Source organism: Piscinibacter gummiphilus (assembly GCF_032681285.1).
In the GTDB taxonomy this organism is placed as follows: Bacteria; Pseudomonadota; Gammaproteobacteria; order Burkholderiales; family Burkholderiaceae_C; genus Rhizobacter; species Rhizobacter gummiphilus_A.
This window is the reverse complement of sequence record NZ_CP136336.1, coordinates 2,264,000-2,278,947: the sequence shown is the minus strand read 5'-3', so window position 1 is coordinate 2,278,947 and position 14,948 is coordinate 2,264,000. Positions and strand designations below refer to the sequence as shown.

The 14,948-nt window shown below is 67.3% G+C and carries 13 protein-coding genes; 7 read left to right on the top strand and 6 right to left on the bottom strand.

The window, feature by feature from the left end; genetic code table 11:
• The first annotated feature begins 8 nt into the window (after window positions 1-8).
• Window positions 9-908 carry a metal ABC transporter substrate-binding protein gene (locus RXV79_RS10700; RefSeq protein ID WP_316703417.1) on the top strand — a complete coding sequence of 300 codons (900 nt, stop codon included), beginning with the start codon at window positions 9-11 and terminating at the stop codon, window positions 906-908.
• Window positions 905-1,660: a metal ABC transporter permease gene (locus RXV79_RS10695; protein ID WP_316703416.1), complete on the top strand. Its 756-nt coding sequence runs from the start codon at window positions 905-907 to the stop codon at window positions 1,658-1,660. The genes RXV79_RS10700 and RXV79_RS10695 overlap by 4 nt, the downstream gene beginning before the upstream one ends.
• Here the strand turns inward: RXV79_RS10695 and ligA are convergent.
• The 5 genes from ligA to smc form a co-directional block, all read right to left on the bottom strand.
• Window positions 1,649-3,718, bottom strand: a complete 2,070-nt coding sequence (gene ligA / locus RXV79_RS10690; RefSeq protein WP_316703415.1) for an NAD-dependent DNA ligase LigA — start codon at window positions 3,716-3,718, stop codon at window positions 1,649-1,651. The two genes, RXV79_RS10695 and ligA, sit on opposite strands and share 12 nt — an antisense overlap.
• A 57-nt stretch (window positions 3,719-3,775) precedes the next feature.
• A complete protein-coding gene (locus tag RXV79_RS10685; RefSeq protein WP_316703414.1) occupies window positions 3,776-4,252 on the bottom strand; it encodes a hypothetical protein in 477 nt (158 codons plus the stop codon).
• 10 nt (window positions 4,253-4,262) lie between these two features.
• Window positions 4,263-4,685, bottom strand: a complete 423-nt coding sequence (locus RXV79_RS10680; protein WP_316703413.1) for a CC0125/CC1285 family lipoprotein — start codon at window positions 4,683-4,685, stop codon at window positions 4,263-4,265.
• 69 nt (window positions 4,686-4,754) lie between these two features.
• Window positions 4,755-5,846 carry a cell division protein FtsZ gene (locus tag RXV79_RS10675; protein ID WP_316703412.1) on the bottom strand — a complete coding sequence of 364 codons (1,092 nt, stop codon included), beginning with the start codon at window positions 5,844-5,846 and terminating at the stop codon, window positions 4,755-4,757.
• Window positions 5,847-5,850: 4 nt separating this feature from the next.
• Window positions 5,851-9,366 carry a chromosome segregation protein SMC gene (smc, locus tag RXV79_RS10670; protein ID WP_316703411.1) on the bottom strand — a complete coding sequence of 1,172 codons (3,516 nt, stop codon included), beginning with the start codon at window positions 9,364-9,366 and terminating at the stop codon, window positions 5,851-5,853.
• 164 nt (window positions 9,367-9,530) lie between these two features.
• Here smc and queF point away from each other — a divergent pair, with 164 nt between their 5' ends.
• On the top strand, window positions 9,531-10,022 hold the full coding sequence (gene queF, locus RXV79_RS10665; RefSeq protein WP_316703410.1) for a preQ(1) synthase: 492 nt from the start codon (window positions 9,531-9,533) through the stop codon (window positions 10,020-10,022).
• A 4-nt stretch (window positions 10,023-10,026) separates the two neighbouring features.
• Here the strand turns inward: queF and RXV79_RS10660 are convergent, their stop codons facing one another.
• The gene (locus tag RXV79_RS10660) at window positions 10,027-10,575 is read right to left on the bottom strand and encodes a CAP domain-containing protein (RefSeq protein ID WP_316703409.1); all 549 of its coding nucleotides are present in this window, start codon (window positions 10,573-10,575) and stop codon (window positions 10,027-10,029) included.
• A gap of 52 nt (window positions 10,576-10,627) precedes the next feature.
• On the opposite strand from RXV79_RS10660, the gene RXV79_RS10655 reads away from it, so the two are divergent.
• The 4 genes from RXV79_RS10655 (at window position 10,628) to RXV79_RS10640 (ending at window position 14,945) form a co-directional block, all read left to right on the top strand.
• Window positions 10,628-11,605 carry a DUF72 domain-containing protein gene (locus RXV79_RS10655; RefSeq protein WP_316703408.1) on the top strand — a complete coding sequence of 326 codons (978 nt, stop codon included), beginning with the start codon at window positions 10,628-10,630 and terminating at the stop codon, window positions 11,603-11,605.
• 8 nt (window positions 11,606-11,613) lie between these two features.
• Window positions 11,614-12,804, top strand: a complete 1,191-nt coding sequence (gene dapC / locus RXV79_RS10650) for a succinyldiaminopimelate transaminase (protein ID WP_316703407.1) — start codon at window positions 11,614-11,616, stop codon at window positions 12,802-12,804.
• 25 nt (window positions 12,805-12,829) lie between these two features.
• Entirely contained in the window at window positions 12,830-13,654 is an 825-nt protein-coding gene (gene dapD, locus RXV79_RS10645) for a 2,3,4,5-tetrahydropyridine-2,6-dicarboxylate N-succinyltransferase (RefSeq protein ID WP_316703406.1), read from the top strand.
• Window positions 13,655-13,727: 73 nt separating this feature from the next.
• Window positions 13,728-14,945 (top strand): PilT/PilU family type 4a pilus ATPase, encoded by a 1,218-nt coding sequence (locus RXV79_RS10640; protein WP_316703405.1) that lies wholly within the window; start codon window positions 13,728-13,730, stop codon window positions 14,943-14,945.
• The last annotated feature ends 3 nt before the right edge of the window (window positions 14,946-14,948 follow it).

Sequence of the window (14,948 nt, the reverse complement as noted above, 5' to 3'; positions counted from 1 at the left end):
GCCACGCCATGAACCTTCGACACCTCCTGTGCGTGGCGCTGGTGGGCTTCGGCCTGCAGGCGCACGCTGCGCTGAAAGTCGTCGCCTGCGAACCGGAGTGGGCCGCCCTCGCCACCGAACTTGGCGGCGATCAACTGCAGGTCTCGTCGGCCACGACGGCGCTGCAAGACCCGCACCGCATCGAAGCACGCCCGAGCCTGATCGCGCGCGTGCGCAACGCCGACCTGCTGGTCTGCACCGGCATGGAACTCGAAACCGGCTGGCTGCCGGTGCTGTTGCAGCAGTCGGGCAATGCCAAGGTCGCGCCGGGCGCGGCAGGCTTCTTCGAAGCGGGCCGGTTCGTCACCGCGCTCGACGTGCCGGCCCGGCTCGACCGCAGCGACGGCGACGTGCACGCCGCCGGCAACCCGCACATCCAGCTGGACCCGCGCAACATCGCGCTCGTGGCCAAGGCGCTCGCCGAGCGCCTGGCCCAGCTCGATGCGGCGAATGCACGGGTCTACCAGGAGCGTCACGCCGCCTTCGCCGCCCGCTGGGCCGACGCCCTGCGCCGGTGGGAGCAGCAGGCCGCGCCGCTCAAGGGGCTCAGCGTGGTGGTGCACCACAAGAACATGAGCTACCTGTCGAACTGGCTGGGCCTGCGCGAAGTCGGCACGCTCGAGCCCAAACCCGGGCTCGAGCCCAGTGCCGGCCACCTCGGTGCGCTGAAGGCCCAGCTCGCCAAGCAGCCGGCGAAGCTCGTGGTGCGCGCGGCCTACCAGGACCCGCGAGCCGCGCAGTGGCTGTCGGAGCAGGCGCGCATCCCAGCCGTGGTGCTGCCGTTCACCGTGGGTGGCAATGAGCAGGCGAAAGACCTGTTTGGCCTCTTCGACAGCACGCTGTCGCTGCTGCTCGCCGCTGCACGATGAACCTCGACCTCGCCATCCTCCTGGCCCCCTTCGTGGCGGGCCTGCTCGTGCTCGCCACCCACGTGCCGCTCGGCGCGCAGGTGCTCAGGCGCGGCATCGTCTTCATCGACCTCGCCATCGCGCAGATCGCCGCCCTCGGCGTGATCGTGGCCGGCCTGCTCGACGTGGCGCCGGGCGGCTGGCAGGTGCAGCTCGCGGCCGCCGCGGCGGCCGTGGCGGGCGCCCTGCTGCTCACCTGGACCGAGAAGCGCTGGCCCGAGGTGCAGGAAGCGCAGATCGGTGTGCTCTTCGTGCTGGCGGCCACGGCCGGCATCCTGCTGCTGGCAAAGAACCCGCACGGCGGCGAGCACCTGCGTGATCTCTTGGCCGGGCAGATCCTGTGGGTGGGGTTCGGGCAGCTGTGGGTGCCAGCCGCGATCACCGCGCTCATCCTCGCGCTGTGGTTCGGCTGGCGTGAACGGCTGCCGCGGCTCGGCTTCTACCTGCTGTTCGCGCTGGCCGTCACCGTCTCGGTGCAGCTCGTCGGCGTGTACCTCGTCTTCGCCAGCCTGATCGTGCCCGCCCTCGGCGTGCGCCAGCACGCAGAAGCACGCCGCCTGCCGCTGGCCTATGCCATCGGCATCGGCGGCTACGCGCTCGGGCTGGTGCTGTCGTCGCTGTTCGACCTGCCGAGCGGTGCGCTCATCGTGTGGTGCCTGGCGGTGCTGGCCGTGCTCGCGCACGCCAGCTCGCCAAGACGCTCAGCCGCCTGAAGAGAGCATGTCCCGCAAGGCCGCTTCGTCGATCACCGCCACGCCGAGTTCCTGCGCCTTGTCGAGCTTGCTGCCGGCCTCGGCGCCGGCAACGACGTAGGTCGTCTTCTTCGACACCGAGCCCGAGACCTTGCCACCCTGGGCCTCGATCATGTCCTTGGCCTCGTCGCGGCTCAGGCTCGGCAAGGTGCCGGTCAGCACGAACACCTTGCCGGCCAGCGGCTTCGGGCTCAGGTCGCCGGCGCCTTCTTTCTCTTCCCAGGTCACGCCGACGGCCTTCAGGCGCTCCACCACCTCGCGATTGTGGTCCTGCCGGAAGAAGGTGTGGATGCTCTCGGCCACGATCGGCCCGACGTCGGGCACTTCGAGCAACTGCTCGACGCTCGCGTCCATGATGAGGTCGAGCTTGCCGAAGTGCTTGGCGAGATCCTTCGCTGTCGTCTCGCCCACCTGCCGGATGCCCAGCGAGTAGAGGAAGCGCGCCAGCGTCGTCTTCTTGCTTTTCTCCAGGCCCGCGAGCAGGTTCTGCGCGCTCTTCTCGCCCATGCGCTCGAGCGCCATGAGCTTGGCAAGACCCAGCGTGTAGAGCTCAGGCAGCGTGCGGATCAGGCCCGAGTCGATCAACTGGTCGACCAGCTTGTCACCCAGGCCTTCCACGTCCATCGCACGCCGGCCGGCGAAATGCAGGATGGCCTGCTTGCGCTGCGCCGGGCAGAAAAGCCCGCCGCTGCAGCGCCAGTCGGCGCCGCCTTCTTCGCGTGCGATGTCGCTGCCGCAGACGGGGCACTTGCCGCCGAGGCGCTTATACAGATCGAAGGGCTCGCCCACGTTGGCCGGTCGCTTCTCCATCACCACGCCCACCACCTCGGGGATCACGTCGCCGGCACGGCGCACGATCACGGTGTCGCCGATGCGCACGTCCTTGCGACGGGTCTCGTCCTCGTTGTGCAGCGTGGCGTTGCTCACCGTCGTGCCGCCCACGAACACCGGTTCCAGCTTGGCCACCGGCGTGAGCTTGCCGGTCCGGCCGACCTGGATATCGATGTCGCGGAGCAGCGTCATCTGCTCCTGCGCCGGGTACTTGTGCGCCACCGCCCAGCGCGGCTCGCGCGACACGAAGCCCAGCTGCTTCTGCAGCTCGCGCGAGTTGACCTTGTAGACGATGCCATCGATGTCGAAGGGCAGGCTGTCGCGCTTCTCGCGGATCTTCTGGTGAAAGGCGACGAGCCCCTCGGCGCCCTGCACCACCACGCGCTCATCGCTCACCGGCAGGCCGAAGCGCTGCAGCGCATCCAGCATCTCGCTGTGCGTGGGCGGCACCTCCCAGCCCTGCACATCGCCAAGGCCATAGGCGAAGAAGCTCAGCGGCTTCTTGGCCGCTGCGGCCGAGTCGAGCTGGCGCACGGCACCCGCCGCCGCATTGCGCGGGTTCACGAAGGTCTTCTCGTTCTTCGCACCCTGCGCGATCAGCTGGCGCTGTCGTTCGTTGAGCTTCTCGAACTGGTCGCGGCTCATGTAGACCTCGCCGCGCACTTCGAGTACCGGCGCATCCATGCCTTGCAGCCGCAACGGGATCTGCCCGATGGTGCGGATGTTGTGCGTGACGTCTTCGCCCTTCTCGCCGTCACCGCGCGTGGCCGCCTGCACCAGCACGCCGTGCTCGTAGCGCAGGTTGATCGCGAGGCCGTCGAACTTCAACTCGGCGGCGTACTCGACCGGCGGGTCCGCCTCGGTGAGCTTGAGTTCGCGGCGCACCCGCGCGTCAAAGGCCACGGCGCCGCTCGATTCGGTGTCGGTCTCGGTGCGGATGCTCAGCATCGGCACCGTGTGGAAGACGGGCGTCAGGCCGTCGAGCACCTGACCGATCACACGCTGCGTGGGCGAGTCGGCCGTCAGCAGCTCGGGATGCTCGGCCTCGATGGCCTGCAGCTCCTGGAACAGGCGGTCGTACTCGGCGTCCGGGATCTCCGGGTCGTCGAGGACGTAGTAGCGGTGGGCGTGGTGGTGGAGTTGTTGCCGCAGTTGGGCGGCACGCTTCGATGCGGCGTCTGGCGTCATGCTGGAATTTTGATGCAAGGCCGGCACCTCCCGGCCTTGGCCCCTGGAGCGACAGGCTCAGCGCGGCGCCGACGCGGCTGCAGACGCTGCGGGCGGCGGCGCCGTGCAGGAAGGAGCGCGTGCAAGAGTCGGTTCGACGGCGACACCAGTCTCTCGCGAGTTGTCTTCGCGCACCAGCTCGATGAAGCATCGGCCCGCTGCCGCGAGGCCTGCATTTGCCACATAGGTGCGGTTGGCTTCCGGCGTGAAACCAAGCCAGGGGTTGCAGAAGTACGTGACGTTGTAGCCGCCCGATTGCAGGTTCGCGCCGAATGCGATGGGCTGGCCCACCGGCACTTGGTACACGTCGGAATTCCCGACACTCGACAGGCTGTACATCTTGCCGCCCTTGCATATGCGCGGGGATCCCCAGCCGAAGTACTTCACCGACGCCATCGGCTCATTTGCTGCGGGCTGGTACGGCATCACCGCGCAGCCGGCCGCCATCGACATCGCCACACCCGCCGCCACCCACAGGCAGATCTTCATCATCATCTCGTACTCCTCAGCGCTGGGTCGGGTTGTTGGCCTTGATGACGGGATCGATCTCGTCGATCACTGCCTGCGCCTGCTTGGAGCCGCTGCGAGGTTCATCCAGCAGGAGCATGAAGGCCGTGGCGCTCGGCTTGTTGCCCAGCGTGCCCACGCGAGGCAGGGCCGACGGGCGGTCAAGCGCCGCTGCGAACAGGCTGTCGTAGATGATGAAGTGCTGCTTGCCCTTCTGTTTGGCCAGCTCGGCGCAACGGTACAAGGCGTACTTCTGGACCAGTTCCGACGTGATGTAGCCATTGCCGTTGAAGTCGACCTTCTGCAGCTTGCCAGGGCCAGCGCGGTCGGTGTGGCCGCCGGTGAAACCTGAGCTGCCGTACTGCGTGGCGCAGCCGCCCAGGGCCCAGCTGAGCATCGCGATGACGAAAACCTTCTTCATGTTCCTCCTCCGTGGCCACTCGCTCGTGATTCGCATCGCCCAGGCCGCGGGTCGTGCGACGTTTGTCTGTCAGCTGAAGAGCCTGCGCGCCACCATCGACCCCGCCGCGATGTCGCGCGCCTCCAGCGCCTCGTACAACTTGCCCAGCTCCGCCCCGATCGCGGCAAACCCCGCAGGGCTCAGCGGCTGACCGTTGTCATCGACGATGGCCGCATCCATGCCCAGCGAGAGCGCCTGGGCACTCGCCTGCCAGGCGATGAAGGGCTCGGCCTTGGCTTCGGTCTGCGGCACGTCGAAGCTCAGCGTCACGTCGCGCACCGCGGCCTGATTGGGGTCGTCGGCCAACGCGGCCTGCGCATCGAAGGTCAGCGTGAGGATGGGAGGCGCACCCTCCTCCTTCGACGGCATCACCAGGCGGCCGGGCACCATGCCGGGCACGAAGCCGTGGCGGGCGGCGTGCTGCTGGATGTAGCCCACGCTCCAGGCGACCGAGCGGGCTTGCAGGTGCACGGCGAGTTGCGCGTCGTGCTGGCCGGCGAAGGCGTCGAGTTCCTTGGCGCGCGAGGCGACGTCGAGCATGTCGGGGAAATCGACCATCGCGCCGATGGCGTCGGCCATCGGCTGGATCTTCTGCACGAACTCCGAGTATTCGATCTCGTTCAACGCGCCTGTGCGGTTGGCCAATTGCACACCGGCCTGCAACTCGCCGTAGTGGCGGCCGGGCAGCGGGGCTTCCCATTCGCCGGTCTCGGTGTTCAGGCCTTCGATGAGAAAGGGCTTGCTGCCGGCGCGGCGGGTGGTGGGCTGATGCGCCAGCACGAGTTCGCCGGTCACGGGGGATTCGAGCGTGAGCGTCACGATCGCGTCGACCAACGCATCGATGCGCGGGGTGGCACGTCGCACCGCGGCGATCGGAAGGGGCGACACAGGTTTGTCGTCGTCGAGCAGGACCGGCGCAGCGTCCTGCAGCACAGGCTCGGCGGGGAGATCGCCCAACACCGGCTCGATCAGGTCGCGCGGCGCCTGGCGCTCGCGGGGCTCGGGTGCCGGCTGTTCGGCGCGCTTCGGGCCGGCCTTGCGGGCCTGCCACGCGCCATGCGCCACCACCCCGGCCAGCACCACACCCCCGAGGCCGGCCAGCGCGATGGTCAGGCTGTTCATGGGCTCAGGCCGCTTCTGCCATGCTGACGGCCGATTCCATGTCGACCGCCACGATGCGCGACACACCCTGCTCCTGCATGGTCACGCCGATCAGTTGCTCGGCCATTTCCATCGCGATCTTGTTGTGGCTGATGAAGAGGAACTGCGTGCCGCTGCTCATCTCCTTCACGAGCTTGGCGTAGCGCTCTGTGTTGGCGTCGTCGAGCGGCGCATCCACCTCGTCGAGCAAGCAGAACGGCGCAGGGTTGAGCTGGAAGATCGCGAACACGAGCGCGATGGCGGTCAGCGCCTTCTCGCCACCCGAGAGCAGGTGGATGGTGCTGTTCTTCTTGCCGGGCGGCTGGGCCATCACCTGCACGCCGGCGTCGAGGATCTCGTCGCCCGTCATCACGAGCTTGGCCTGGCCACCGCCGAAGAGGCTCGGGAACATGCGGCCGAAGTGCGCGTTGACCTGGTTGAAGGTGTTGCCCAGCAGGTCGCGCGTTTCCAGGTCGATCTTGTGGATGGCGCCTTCGAGCGTGGTGATGGCTTCGTTCAGGTCGGCGTTCTGCGCATCGAGGAATGTCTTGCGCTCGCGCGAGGCGGTGAGTTCATCGAGTGCGGCGAGGTTGACCGCGCCGAGGGCGTTGATCTCGCGGTTGATGCGGTCGATCTCGCCTTGCAGGCCGTAGAGCTTGACGTTGTTCTCGGCGACGTTCTTCGCCAGCGCTTCGAGGTCGACCTCGGCGGCGGTGAGCTGCTCCATGTACTGCGCGCCGCCGAGCTGGGCGGCCTGCTCTTCGAGCTGCAGCTTGGTGATGCGGTCGCGCATGGGCTGCAGGCTCTGCTCGTGCTGCAGGCGCTGCTCGTCGGCACGGCGCAGGCGCAGGGTCAGGTCGTCGTACTCGCTGCGCTTGGCGCCGAGTGCCGCTTCACGTTCGAGCTTCACGGCGAGTGCCGCTTCCAGGCCGGCCTGCGCCGAAGCGTCGGTGAGGCGGGCCAGCTCTTCCTGAAGCTGCACGGCCGATTGTTCGTTGGACGCGACCTGCTGCGTGGCCGTTTCGATGCTGCGTTGCAACTCGCTGCGGCGCGCGGCCAGCGAGCGTGAGGAGAACTGCGCTTCCTGTGCCTGGCGCTCGAGCGAACGGAGTTGCTCGCGCGCCTCGGCCAGCTTGCGCTCGGCGGTGATGACCGCTTCTTCCAGCTCGGCGTGGCGCTCCTGCGTGTTGGCGAGCTGCATGTCGAGTTCTTCGAACTTGGCTTCGCCGGTGGCGCGGCGCTCGTTCAGCTCTTCAAGCTGACCATCGACCTCGGCGAGCTCGGCATCGAGCTGGCCACGGCGGGTGCTGGTGGCTTCGGCCTGTTGCGACAAGCGCAGCAACTCGACGTGCAACTGATGCGCACGCGTCTGCGTCTCGGCCGCTTCACGGCGCGCCGTGACGAGGCGCTGCGACGCATCGGTGTACGCCGCCTCGGCGCGCACCAGGCTGCTGCGCGACTCTTCGGCGATCAGCGCCTGCGCCTTGGACTGGCGCTCGAGGTTCTCGATCTCCTGCGCGCGGGCCAGCATGCCCGCCTGTTCTGAGTCGGGCGCGTAGAACGCGACCGCGAACTGGCTCACCGCATGGCCCTCGCGGGTCATGATCACTTCGCCATGCGTGAGCTTGTCGCGTGCAGCAAAGGCCTCGTCGATGTTGGCGGCGGTGTAGACCCCTTCCAGCCAATCGTTGAGCAGCGCCTTGAGGCCGGCATCGCCCAGGCGCAGCAGGTCGGAAAGCCGCGGCAGCGTCTGGTGCGTGTTGGCAATCGCCGCTTGCGGCGGCGTATAGAACGCGAGCTTGGCCGGGGGCGCGTCGGCAGCAAACGCGCGCGCCGTCTCGATGCGGCCCACTTCGAGCGCGTTGATGCGCTCGCGCAGCGCCGATTCGAGGGCCGTCTCCCAGCCCGATTCGATGTGGATCTTGGTCCACAGGCCCTGCAGGCCTTCGAGGCCGTGCTTCGCAAGCCAGGGCTTGAGCTTGCCTTCGGTCTGCACCTTCTCCTGCAGTGCGCGCAGGGCTTCGAGGCGGGCACTCAGGTCGGAGAGCCTGCCGCTCTCGGCATTGACCTGCTCCTGCTTTGCACGGCGGTCTTCGTCGAGCGCCGGCACCTGCTCGCTCAGCTCGTGCAGGCGCTCGTCGGCCACGGCCTGCGCCTCTTCAGCCACGGCGGACTGCTGCTTCAGCTCTTCGAGCCTCGCCATGTCGGGCGCGGCGAGCTGGCGGCGCTCGGCGTCGAGGCGGTCGCGACGGGCATTGAGCTGCTTGCGCTGGTCGTCGATGTTGCGGCTCTCGGCGGCCAGCACCTGGATCTGCTGTTGCACGCTCGTGACCGAAGTGCGCTGCTCGTTGGCGCGGCTTTGCGCGGCACGCACGGCGTCTTCCGCGTTGGGCAGATTGCCAGCCTGCTCTTCGGCTTGCGCGGCGAGGATCTCGCTCTGCTCGTCGGCCGCGGCGATCTGTTCGGCGATCTGCTCGAGTTCGGCCTGGGCTTCGGCCTGGCGCTCTTCCCACTGCTCGTTTTGCGCCTTCAACTCGACGAGGCGCTGCTCGACGCGCTGGCGGCCTTCGACCACGTAGCGGATGCGCTCCTCCAGGCGGCTCACTTCGAGCGAGGCCTCGGCCAGCGAGCCTTGGGCGGTGTGCAGCTCGTCGCTCGCAGCGTAGTGCGCCTGGCGGATCGTCTCCAGCTCGGCTTCGCCGTGGCGCAGCTCGGCCATGCGGGCTTCGAGCGCATTGGTCGCTTCCAGCACTTCCTTCTTCACCCGCTCCTGCTCGATGGCGGCATCGCGGTGCTTGAGGAACCACAGCTGGTGCAGCTTGAGCGAGCCGCTCTCCTGCAGCGCGCGGTACTGGCTCGCCACCTCGGCCTGTTTCTCGAGCTTCTCGAGGTTGGCGTTCAGCTCGCGCAGGATGTCTTCGACGCGGGTGAGGTTCTCGCGCGTGTCCTTGAGGCGGTTCTCCGTCTCGCGGCGGCGCTCCTTGTACTTGGAGACACCGGCGGCTTCTTCGAGGAAGAGGCGCAGCTCTTCCGGCTTCGATTCGATGATGCGGCTGATCGTGCCCTGGCCGATGATGGCGTAGGCGCGGGGGCCGAGGCCGGTGCCCAGAAACACGTCCTGCACGTCGCGGCGGCGCACCGGCTGGTTGTTGATGAAGTAGCTGCTGGTGCCATCGCGCGTCAACACGCGTTTCACCGCGATCTCGGTGAACTGGTTCCACTGGCCACCGGCCCGGGCATCTTCGTTGCTGAACACGAGCTCGACGCTCGCGCGGCTCGCACCCTTGCGGTTGCCCGAGCCGCTGAAGATGACGTCCTGCATCGACTCGCCGCGCAACTCGCTGGCCTTCGACTCACCGAGCACCCAGCGCACCGCGTCCATGATGTTGGACTTGCCGCAGCCGTTGGGGCCGACCACGCCGACGAGCTGGCCCGGCAGCTGGAAATTCGTGGGCTCGGCAAAGGACTTGAAGCCCGAAAGCTTGATGGAATTCAGACGCATGGAGAGAGCGGGGCCTGGTGCGGCTTCGGCGTGTGCCGAGCGCGTCTAAGTACTTGATTTACTTGGGAAATTACGCCATCCGGCGGATTCCCAGCGAGGCGCGATGATACCATCGCACCCCCTCTGAAACCCCCGTAGAAACCTCTCGACACGCCATGGCCAAGATGTCCGCCAAAGTTGCCGCCCCGCAGCAGAAACCTGCCTCGGCAAAACTCAACCAGCGCGAGAAGCCGGCCAACCCGCCCACCGCGCCGAGCAAGGACCTGCAGGTCTTCCCGAATCCGGCGCCACAGCGCGACTACGTCATCCAGTTCCAGGTGCCCGAGTTCACCTGCCACTGCCCGCTCACCGGCCAGCCCGACTTCGCGCACTTCACCATCGACATGATTGCCGACAAGCTCTGCGTCGAGTTGAAGAGCTTGAAGATGTACTTCTGGAGCTACCGCAACGAAGGCGCGTTCCACGAGAAGGTGACCAACACCATCCTCGACGACATCGTGAAGGCGACGAATCCGCGCTTCGTGCGCATCACCGCCAAGTGGTACGTGCGCGGCGGCATCTACACCAACGTGGTGGCCGAGCATCGCCAGAAAGGCTGGAAGCCGCAGCCGGCCGTCGAGCTGCCGAAGCACGTGGAAGAGCGCGGGCTGCTCTAAGCGGTCAACGCATGGGCGCGCCGAGCGCCATCGTCCAGTAGTGCGTGTAGGTGCTGCGCGGCCCGCCGAGCGCGCAGGCCACGCCCACGTGCACGAGGTCGGGCTTCATGAGGTTGGCGCAATGGCCGGGGCTGTCCAGCCACTGCTGCACCGCGCCGTCGACCGTGCCGCGGCCACCGGCGATGTTCTCGGCGAGCGTGCGCCAGTTGTAGCCCACGGCGTCGGCACGCTGGCGCAGCTCGGTCTTGTCGGACCCGGTGTGCGAGAAGAGGTTGGCCGCCACCATGTCGCGCGAGTGACGCTCGGCCGCGCGGGCCAGCGGATCGTTCCAGGCGAGCGGTGGCGCAGGGCCGAAGCGGCCGGCGCTGCCGCAGCTCGCACCGCGCGCACGGGCCGCGTTGACGCGGGCCAGCATGCTGGCCTGGAGATTGGGAATGCCACAACTGCGCGCCATGGGCGTGGCCGGCGGTGGCACCGGCGCAGCGGCCTGCGGGCCGGCGGTGCAGGCCACGGTTGAAAGCCCCAGCAGGACGGTCGACACGAGCGTTCTCATGCCGCGGTTGTAGCAAACCGCGATCCGGCATCTCCTTTGCCAGGGTTTCGGCATGGCCAAACCCGACATCCGCATCGGCATCTCCGGCTGGCGCTACGAGCCCTGGCGCGGGGTGTTCTATCCCGAGAAGCTGGCCCAGCGCCGGGAGCTGGAATACGCCTCGCGCATGTTGCCCACGATCGAGATCAACGGCTCCTTCTACTCGCTGCAGCGGCCCGAGTCCTATGCGCAATGGGCGGCCGACACACCGGACGACTTCGTCTTCGCGGTGAAGGGACCCAAATACATCACGCACATGCGGCGGCTGAAGGAGGTGGAGACGCCGCTCGCCAACTTCTTCGCCAACGGGCTCTTCGAGCTGGGTCCGAAGCTTGGGCCCATCCTGTGGCAGTTCCCGCCCATGCTGCCGTTCATGGCCGAGCGCTTCGAGGCCTTCTTCGCGCAGTTGCCCCGCGACACCGAAGCCGCCGCCGAGATCGCGGCCAGGCATGACAAGCGCGTCGAAGGCCGTACCAGCCTGGAGCCCGACGCCAAGCGGCCAATGCGCCATGCGGTGGAGATCCGCCATGAGAGCTTCGCCGACCCGGCGTTCATCGCGCTCTTGCGCAAGTACCGCATCGCGCTCGTCGTGGCCGACACGGCCGGCAAGTGGCCGCTGCTCGAAGACCTGACCGCCGATTTCGTCTACCTGCGCCTCCACGGCGACAAGGAGCTCTACGCCAGTGGCTACAGCGACGCGGCACTCGAACGGTGGGCGGAGCGCATCCGCACTTGGAGCGAGGGCGGCCAGGTGGATGACGCGCGCCTCGCCTCACCCAAACCGGCGCCCAAACGCGCCAAGCGCGACATCTACGCCTACTTCGACAACGACGTGAAGGTGCATGCGCCCTACGACGCGGCTACGCTCATCAGAAAGCTCGGCATGGAAAGCGGTCTCGGTGAGAAGGGGCAGCCGGTCTGGCCTCCCGGCTGGAAGGCGCCGGCGATCCGCACCGGATCGGACGGTTTCGGGAGACGCGCTCCCCGATAATCCGGCGCATGAACCCTCTGCTGGCCAGGCTGCACCCCTACCCCTTTGAACGGCTGAGCGCCCTCACCAAGGACATCACCCCCAACCCCGCCTTCAAGCCGATCAGCCTGGGCATCGGCGAGCCCAAGCATGCGACGCCGCAGCTCATCCTCGATGCGCTGGTGGCGGGCTTCGGGGGCCTTGCGGCCTACCCGGCGACGGCCGGTGACCGCGCCATGCGCGAGTCGTGCGCCGGCTGGCTGGCCCGCCGCTACGGCGTGACGGTGGATGCCGGCACGCAGGTGCTCCCGGTCAACGGCTCGCGCGAGGCGCTCTTTGCCCTGGCCCAGACGGTGATCGACCCGACGAAGCAAGGCGCCACCGTCGTCTGCCCCAACCCGTTCTATCAGATCTACGAAGGCGCGGCGCTACTCTCCGGCGCCACGCCGCATTACGTGGCGAGCGACCCCAAGCGCAACTTCGCGGCCGACTGGGATACCGTGCCCGACAGCGTGTGGGCCAAGACTCAGCTCATCTACGTGTGCTCGCCGGGCAACCCGACCGGCGCAGTGATGCCGCTCGCCGAATGGAAGCGCCTCTTCGAGCTGAGCGAACGCCACGGCTTCGTGATCGCTTCCGACGAGTGCTACTCCGAGATCTACTTCCGCGAAGAGCCGCCGCTCGGCGGCCTCGAAGCCGCGGCACAGCTCGGCCGCAAGGACTTCAAGAACCTCATCGCGCTGACCAGCCTCTCCAAGCGCTCCAACGTGCCCGGCATGCGCTCGGGCTTCGTGGCGGGCGACGCGCAGATCATCAAGAAATTCCTGCTCTACCGCACCTACCACGGCAGCGCCATGAGCCAGATGATCCAGCACGCCAGCATCGCCGGCTGGAACGACGAGCAGCATGTGGTCGACAACCGCGAGAAGTACCGTCGCAAATTCGCGCAGGTGATGCCGGTGCTCGAGCAGGCGCTCGACGTGAAGCTCCCCGACGCTAGCTTCTACCTGTGGGCGGGCGTGCCGGGCGGAGACGACATCGCGTTCGCCCGCGGGCTCCTGGCTCAATACAATGTGACCGTCCTGCCCGGCAGCTTGCTCGCCCGCGAAGTCGACGGCGTGAACCCGGGCAAAGGCCGCGTGCGGCTGGCCCTGGTGGCCGAGGTCGAGGAATGCCTCGAAGCTGCGCAACGCATCCGCTCTTACGTCGCTTCTCTGTGAAGTCTCTCTCAGCCAGAAACCCCTCATGACCCAACAGCTCCAGAACATCATCGACCTCGCCTGGGAAGGCCGCACGAGCCTCAACCCGCAAAACGCGAGCCCCGAGATCCGCAACGCGGTGACGCAGGTGGTCGACGACCTGAACGCCGGGCGCATCCGCGTGGCCGACCGCAAGGGCGTGGGCGACTGGACGGTGAACCAATGGGTCAAGAAGGCGGTGCTGCTGTCGTTCCGCCTCAATGACAACACGCTCATGCATGCCGGCGAGCTGGCCTTCTTCGACAAGGTGAAGACGAAGTTCTCGCACTTGAGCGAAGACGAAGTGCGCGCCACCGGCGTGCGCATCGTGCCGCCGGCCGTGGCCCGCCACGGCAGCTACGTCGCGAAGAACGTGGTACTGATGCCCTCTTACGTGAACATCGGTGCCTATGTCGACGAAGGCACGATGGTCGACACCTGGGCCACCGTGGGCTCGTGCGCCCAGATCGGCAAGAACGTGCACCTCTCGGGCGGCGTGGGCATCGGCGGCGTGCTGGAGCCGCTGCAGGCCAACCCGACCATCATCGAAGACAACTGCTTCATCGGCGCCCGCTCCGAGGTGGTGGAAGGCGTGATCGTCGAAGAGAACTCGGTGATCTCGATGGGCGTCTACATCAGCCAGAGCACCAAGATCTACAACCGCATGACGGGTGAGATCTCCTACGGCCGCATTCCCTCGGGCTCGGTGGTCGTGAGCGGCTCGCTGCCTGCCGTGGATGGCAGCCACAGCCTGTACTGCGCGGTGATCGTCAAGCGCGTCACGGCCGAAACGCGCGCCAAGACCAGCATCAACGAACTGCTGCGCAGCTGAACTTTTCCCGATAAGAACGAAGAAGTCTCGCCTCGCTCTCTGAACCGATCGAAAGAGCCCTGAAAGGACTCCGATGAACACCACGACGAGCAGCACCGCCGCATCCGGCGGCAACATGGAACGCGTGCTGCGGCTGATGGCCGAGAAGAGTGCGTCCGACGTTTACCTGTCGGCCGCCACGCCCATCCTCATCAAGATCAACGGGCAGATCCTCCAGCTCTCCGACCAGCCTTTGAGCGCGGCCCAACCGCGCCAGCTGCTGGCCGAGCTGCTCACGCCGAGCCAGCTCGAAGACCTGGAAGACACGGGCGAGCTCAACGTGGGCATCGGCATCAGCGGGGTGGGCAGCTTCCGCCTGAGCGCCTTCCGCCAGCGCGGCTCGATCGCAGCCGTCTTCCGCTGCATTCCGCACGACATCCCCGCGCTCGGCAGCCTCAACCTGCCCCCGGTGCTCAACACGATGATCCTGGAGAAGCGCGGGCTCATCCTGCTGGTGGGCGCCACCGGCACCGGCAAGAGCACCACGCTCGCCTCGATGATCGAACAACGCAACCAGCAGATGGCCGGTCACATCCTCACCATCGAGGACCCGATCGAGTTCATCTTCCACAACAAGCGCTCGATGGTGAACCAGCGCGAAGTGGGCCGCGACACGCAGTCGCTGCAGATCGCGCTGAAGAATGCGCTGCGCCAGGCGCCCGATTGCATCTACATCGGTGAAATCCGCGACCGCGAAACGATGACGATGGCGATCTCGTATTCGCTGTCGGGCCACCTCGTTGTCTCGACGCTGCACGCCAACAACAGCTACCACGCGCTCGGCCGCATCCTGTCGTTCTACACGCCGGAGTCGCGCCCCGCCCTGCTGTCCGACCTGGCCTCGGGCTTGAAGGCCATCGTTTCGCAGCGCCTCGTGCGCGCCTCGGCCGGCGGCCGCCGCCCGGCGGTGGAGGTGATGCTCAACACCAAGCTGGTGTCCGAACTCATCGAGCAAGGCGACTTCAACGGCGTCAAAGAGGCCATGGAAAACTCCATGGCCGAAGGCTCGCAGACCTTCGAGGCCGACCTCGCCCGCCTGATCGGCGAAGGCGTGATCACCCGCGACGAAGGCCTGGCCTATGCCGACTCGCCGACCAACCTGATGTGGCGCCTGCAGAACGACACCGAGCCGGTGTCGCGCCTGCAGCCCAAGAAGGAGGAAGTCGACGACCAGCCGACCTTCACCGAAATCACGCTCGACGTGCCCGGTGACGACGGCCGCAACAGCGGCTTCCGTGCGACGCGCTTCTGATCG

What these genes read in the sequence shown, in the direction of transcription:
- queF (WP_316703410.1), top strand. Translation starts at nt 9,531, where the DNA reads ATGTCCGCCAAAGTTGCCGCCCCGCAGCAGAAACCTGCCTCGGCAAAA.
- RXV79_RS10680 (WP_316703413.1), bottom strand. Translation starts at nt 4,685, where the DNA reads ATGAAGAAGGTTTTCGTCATCGCGATGCTCAGCTGGGCCCTGGGCGGC.
- RXV79_RS10695 (WP_316703416.1), top strand. Translation starts at nt 905, where the DNA reads ATGAACCTCGACCTCGCCATCCTCCTGGCCCCCTTCGTGGCGGGCCTG.
- RXV79_RS10685 (WP_316703414.1), bottom strand. Translation starts at nt 4,252, where the DNA reads ATGATGATGAAGATCTGCCTGTGGGTGGCGGCGGGTGTGGCGATGTCG.
- RXV79_RS10640 (WP_316703405.1), top strand. Translation starts at nt 13,728, where the DNA reads ATGAACACCACGACGAGCAGCACCGCCGCATCCGGCGGCAACATGGAA.
- RXV79_RS10700 (WP_316703417.1), top strand. Translation starts at nt 9, where the DNA reads ATGAACCTTCGACACCTCCTGTGCGTGGCGCTGGTGGGCTTCGGCCTG.
- RXV79_RS10675 (WP_316703412.1), bottom strand. Translation starts at nt 5,846, where the DNA reads ATGAACAGCCTGACCATCGCGCTGGCCGGCCTCGGGGGTGTGGTGCTG.
- RXV79_RS10660 (WP_316703409.1), bottom strand. Translation starts at nt 10,575, where the DNA reads ATGAGAACGCTCGTGTCGACCGTCCTGCTGGGGCTTTCAACCGTGGCC.
- dapC (WP_316703407.1), top strand. Translation starts at nt 11,614, where the DNA reads ATGAACCCTCTGCTGGCCAGGCTGCACCCCTACCCCTTTGAACGGCTG.
- RXV79_RS10655 (WP_316703408.1), top strand. Translation starts at nt 10,628, where the DNA reads ATGGCCAAACCCGACATCCGCATCGGCATCTCCGGCTGGCGCTACGAG.
- ligA (WP_316703415.1), bottom strand. Translation starts at nt 3,718, where the DNA reads ATGACGCCAGACGCCGCATCGAAGCGTGCCGCCCAACTGCGGCAACAA.
- dapD (WP_316703406.1), top strand. Translation starts at nt 12,830, where the DNA reads ATGACCCAACAGCTCCAGAACATCATCGACCTCGCCTGGGAAGGCCGC.
- smc (WP_316703411.1), bottom strand. Translation starts at nt 9,366, where the DNA reads ATGCGTCTGAATTCCATCAAGCTTTCGGGCTTCAAGTCCTTTGCCGAG.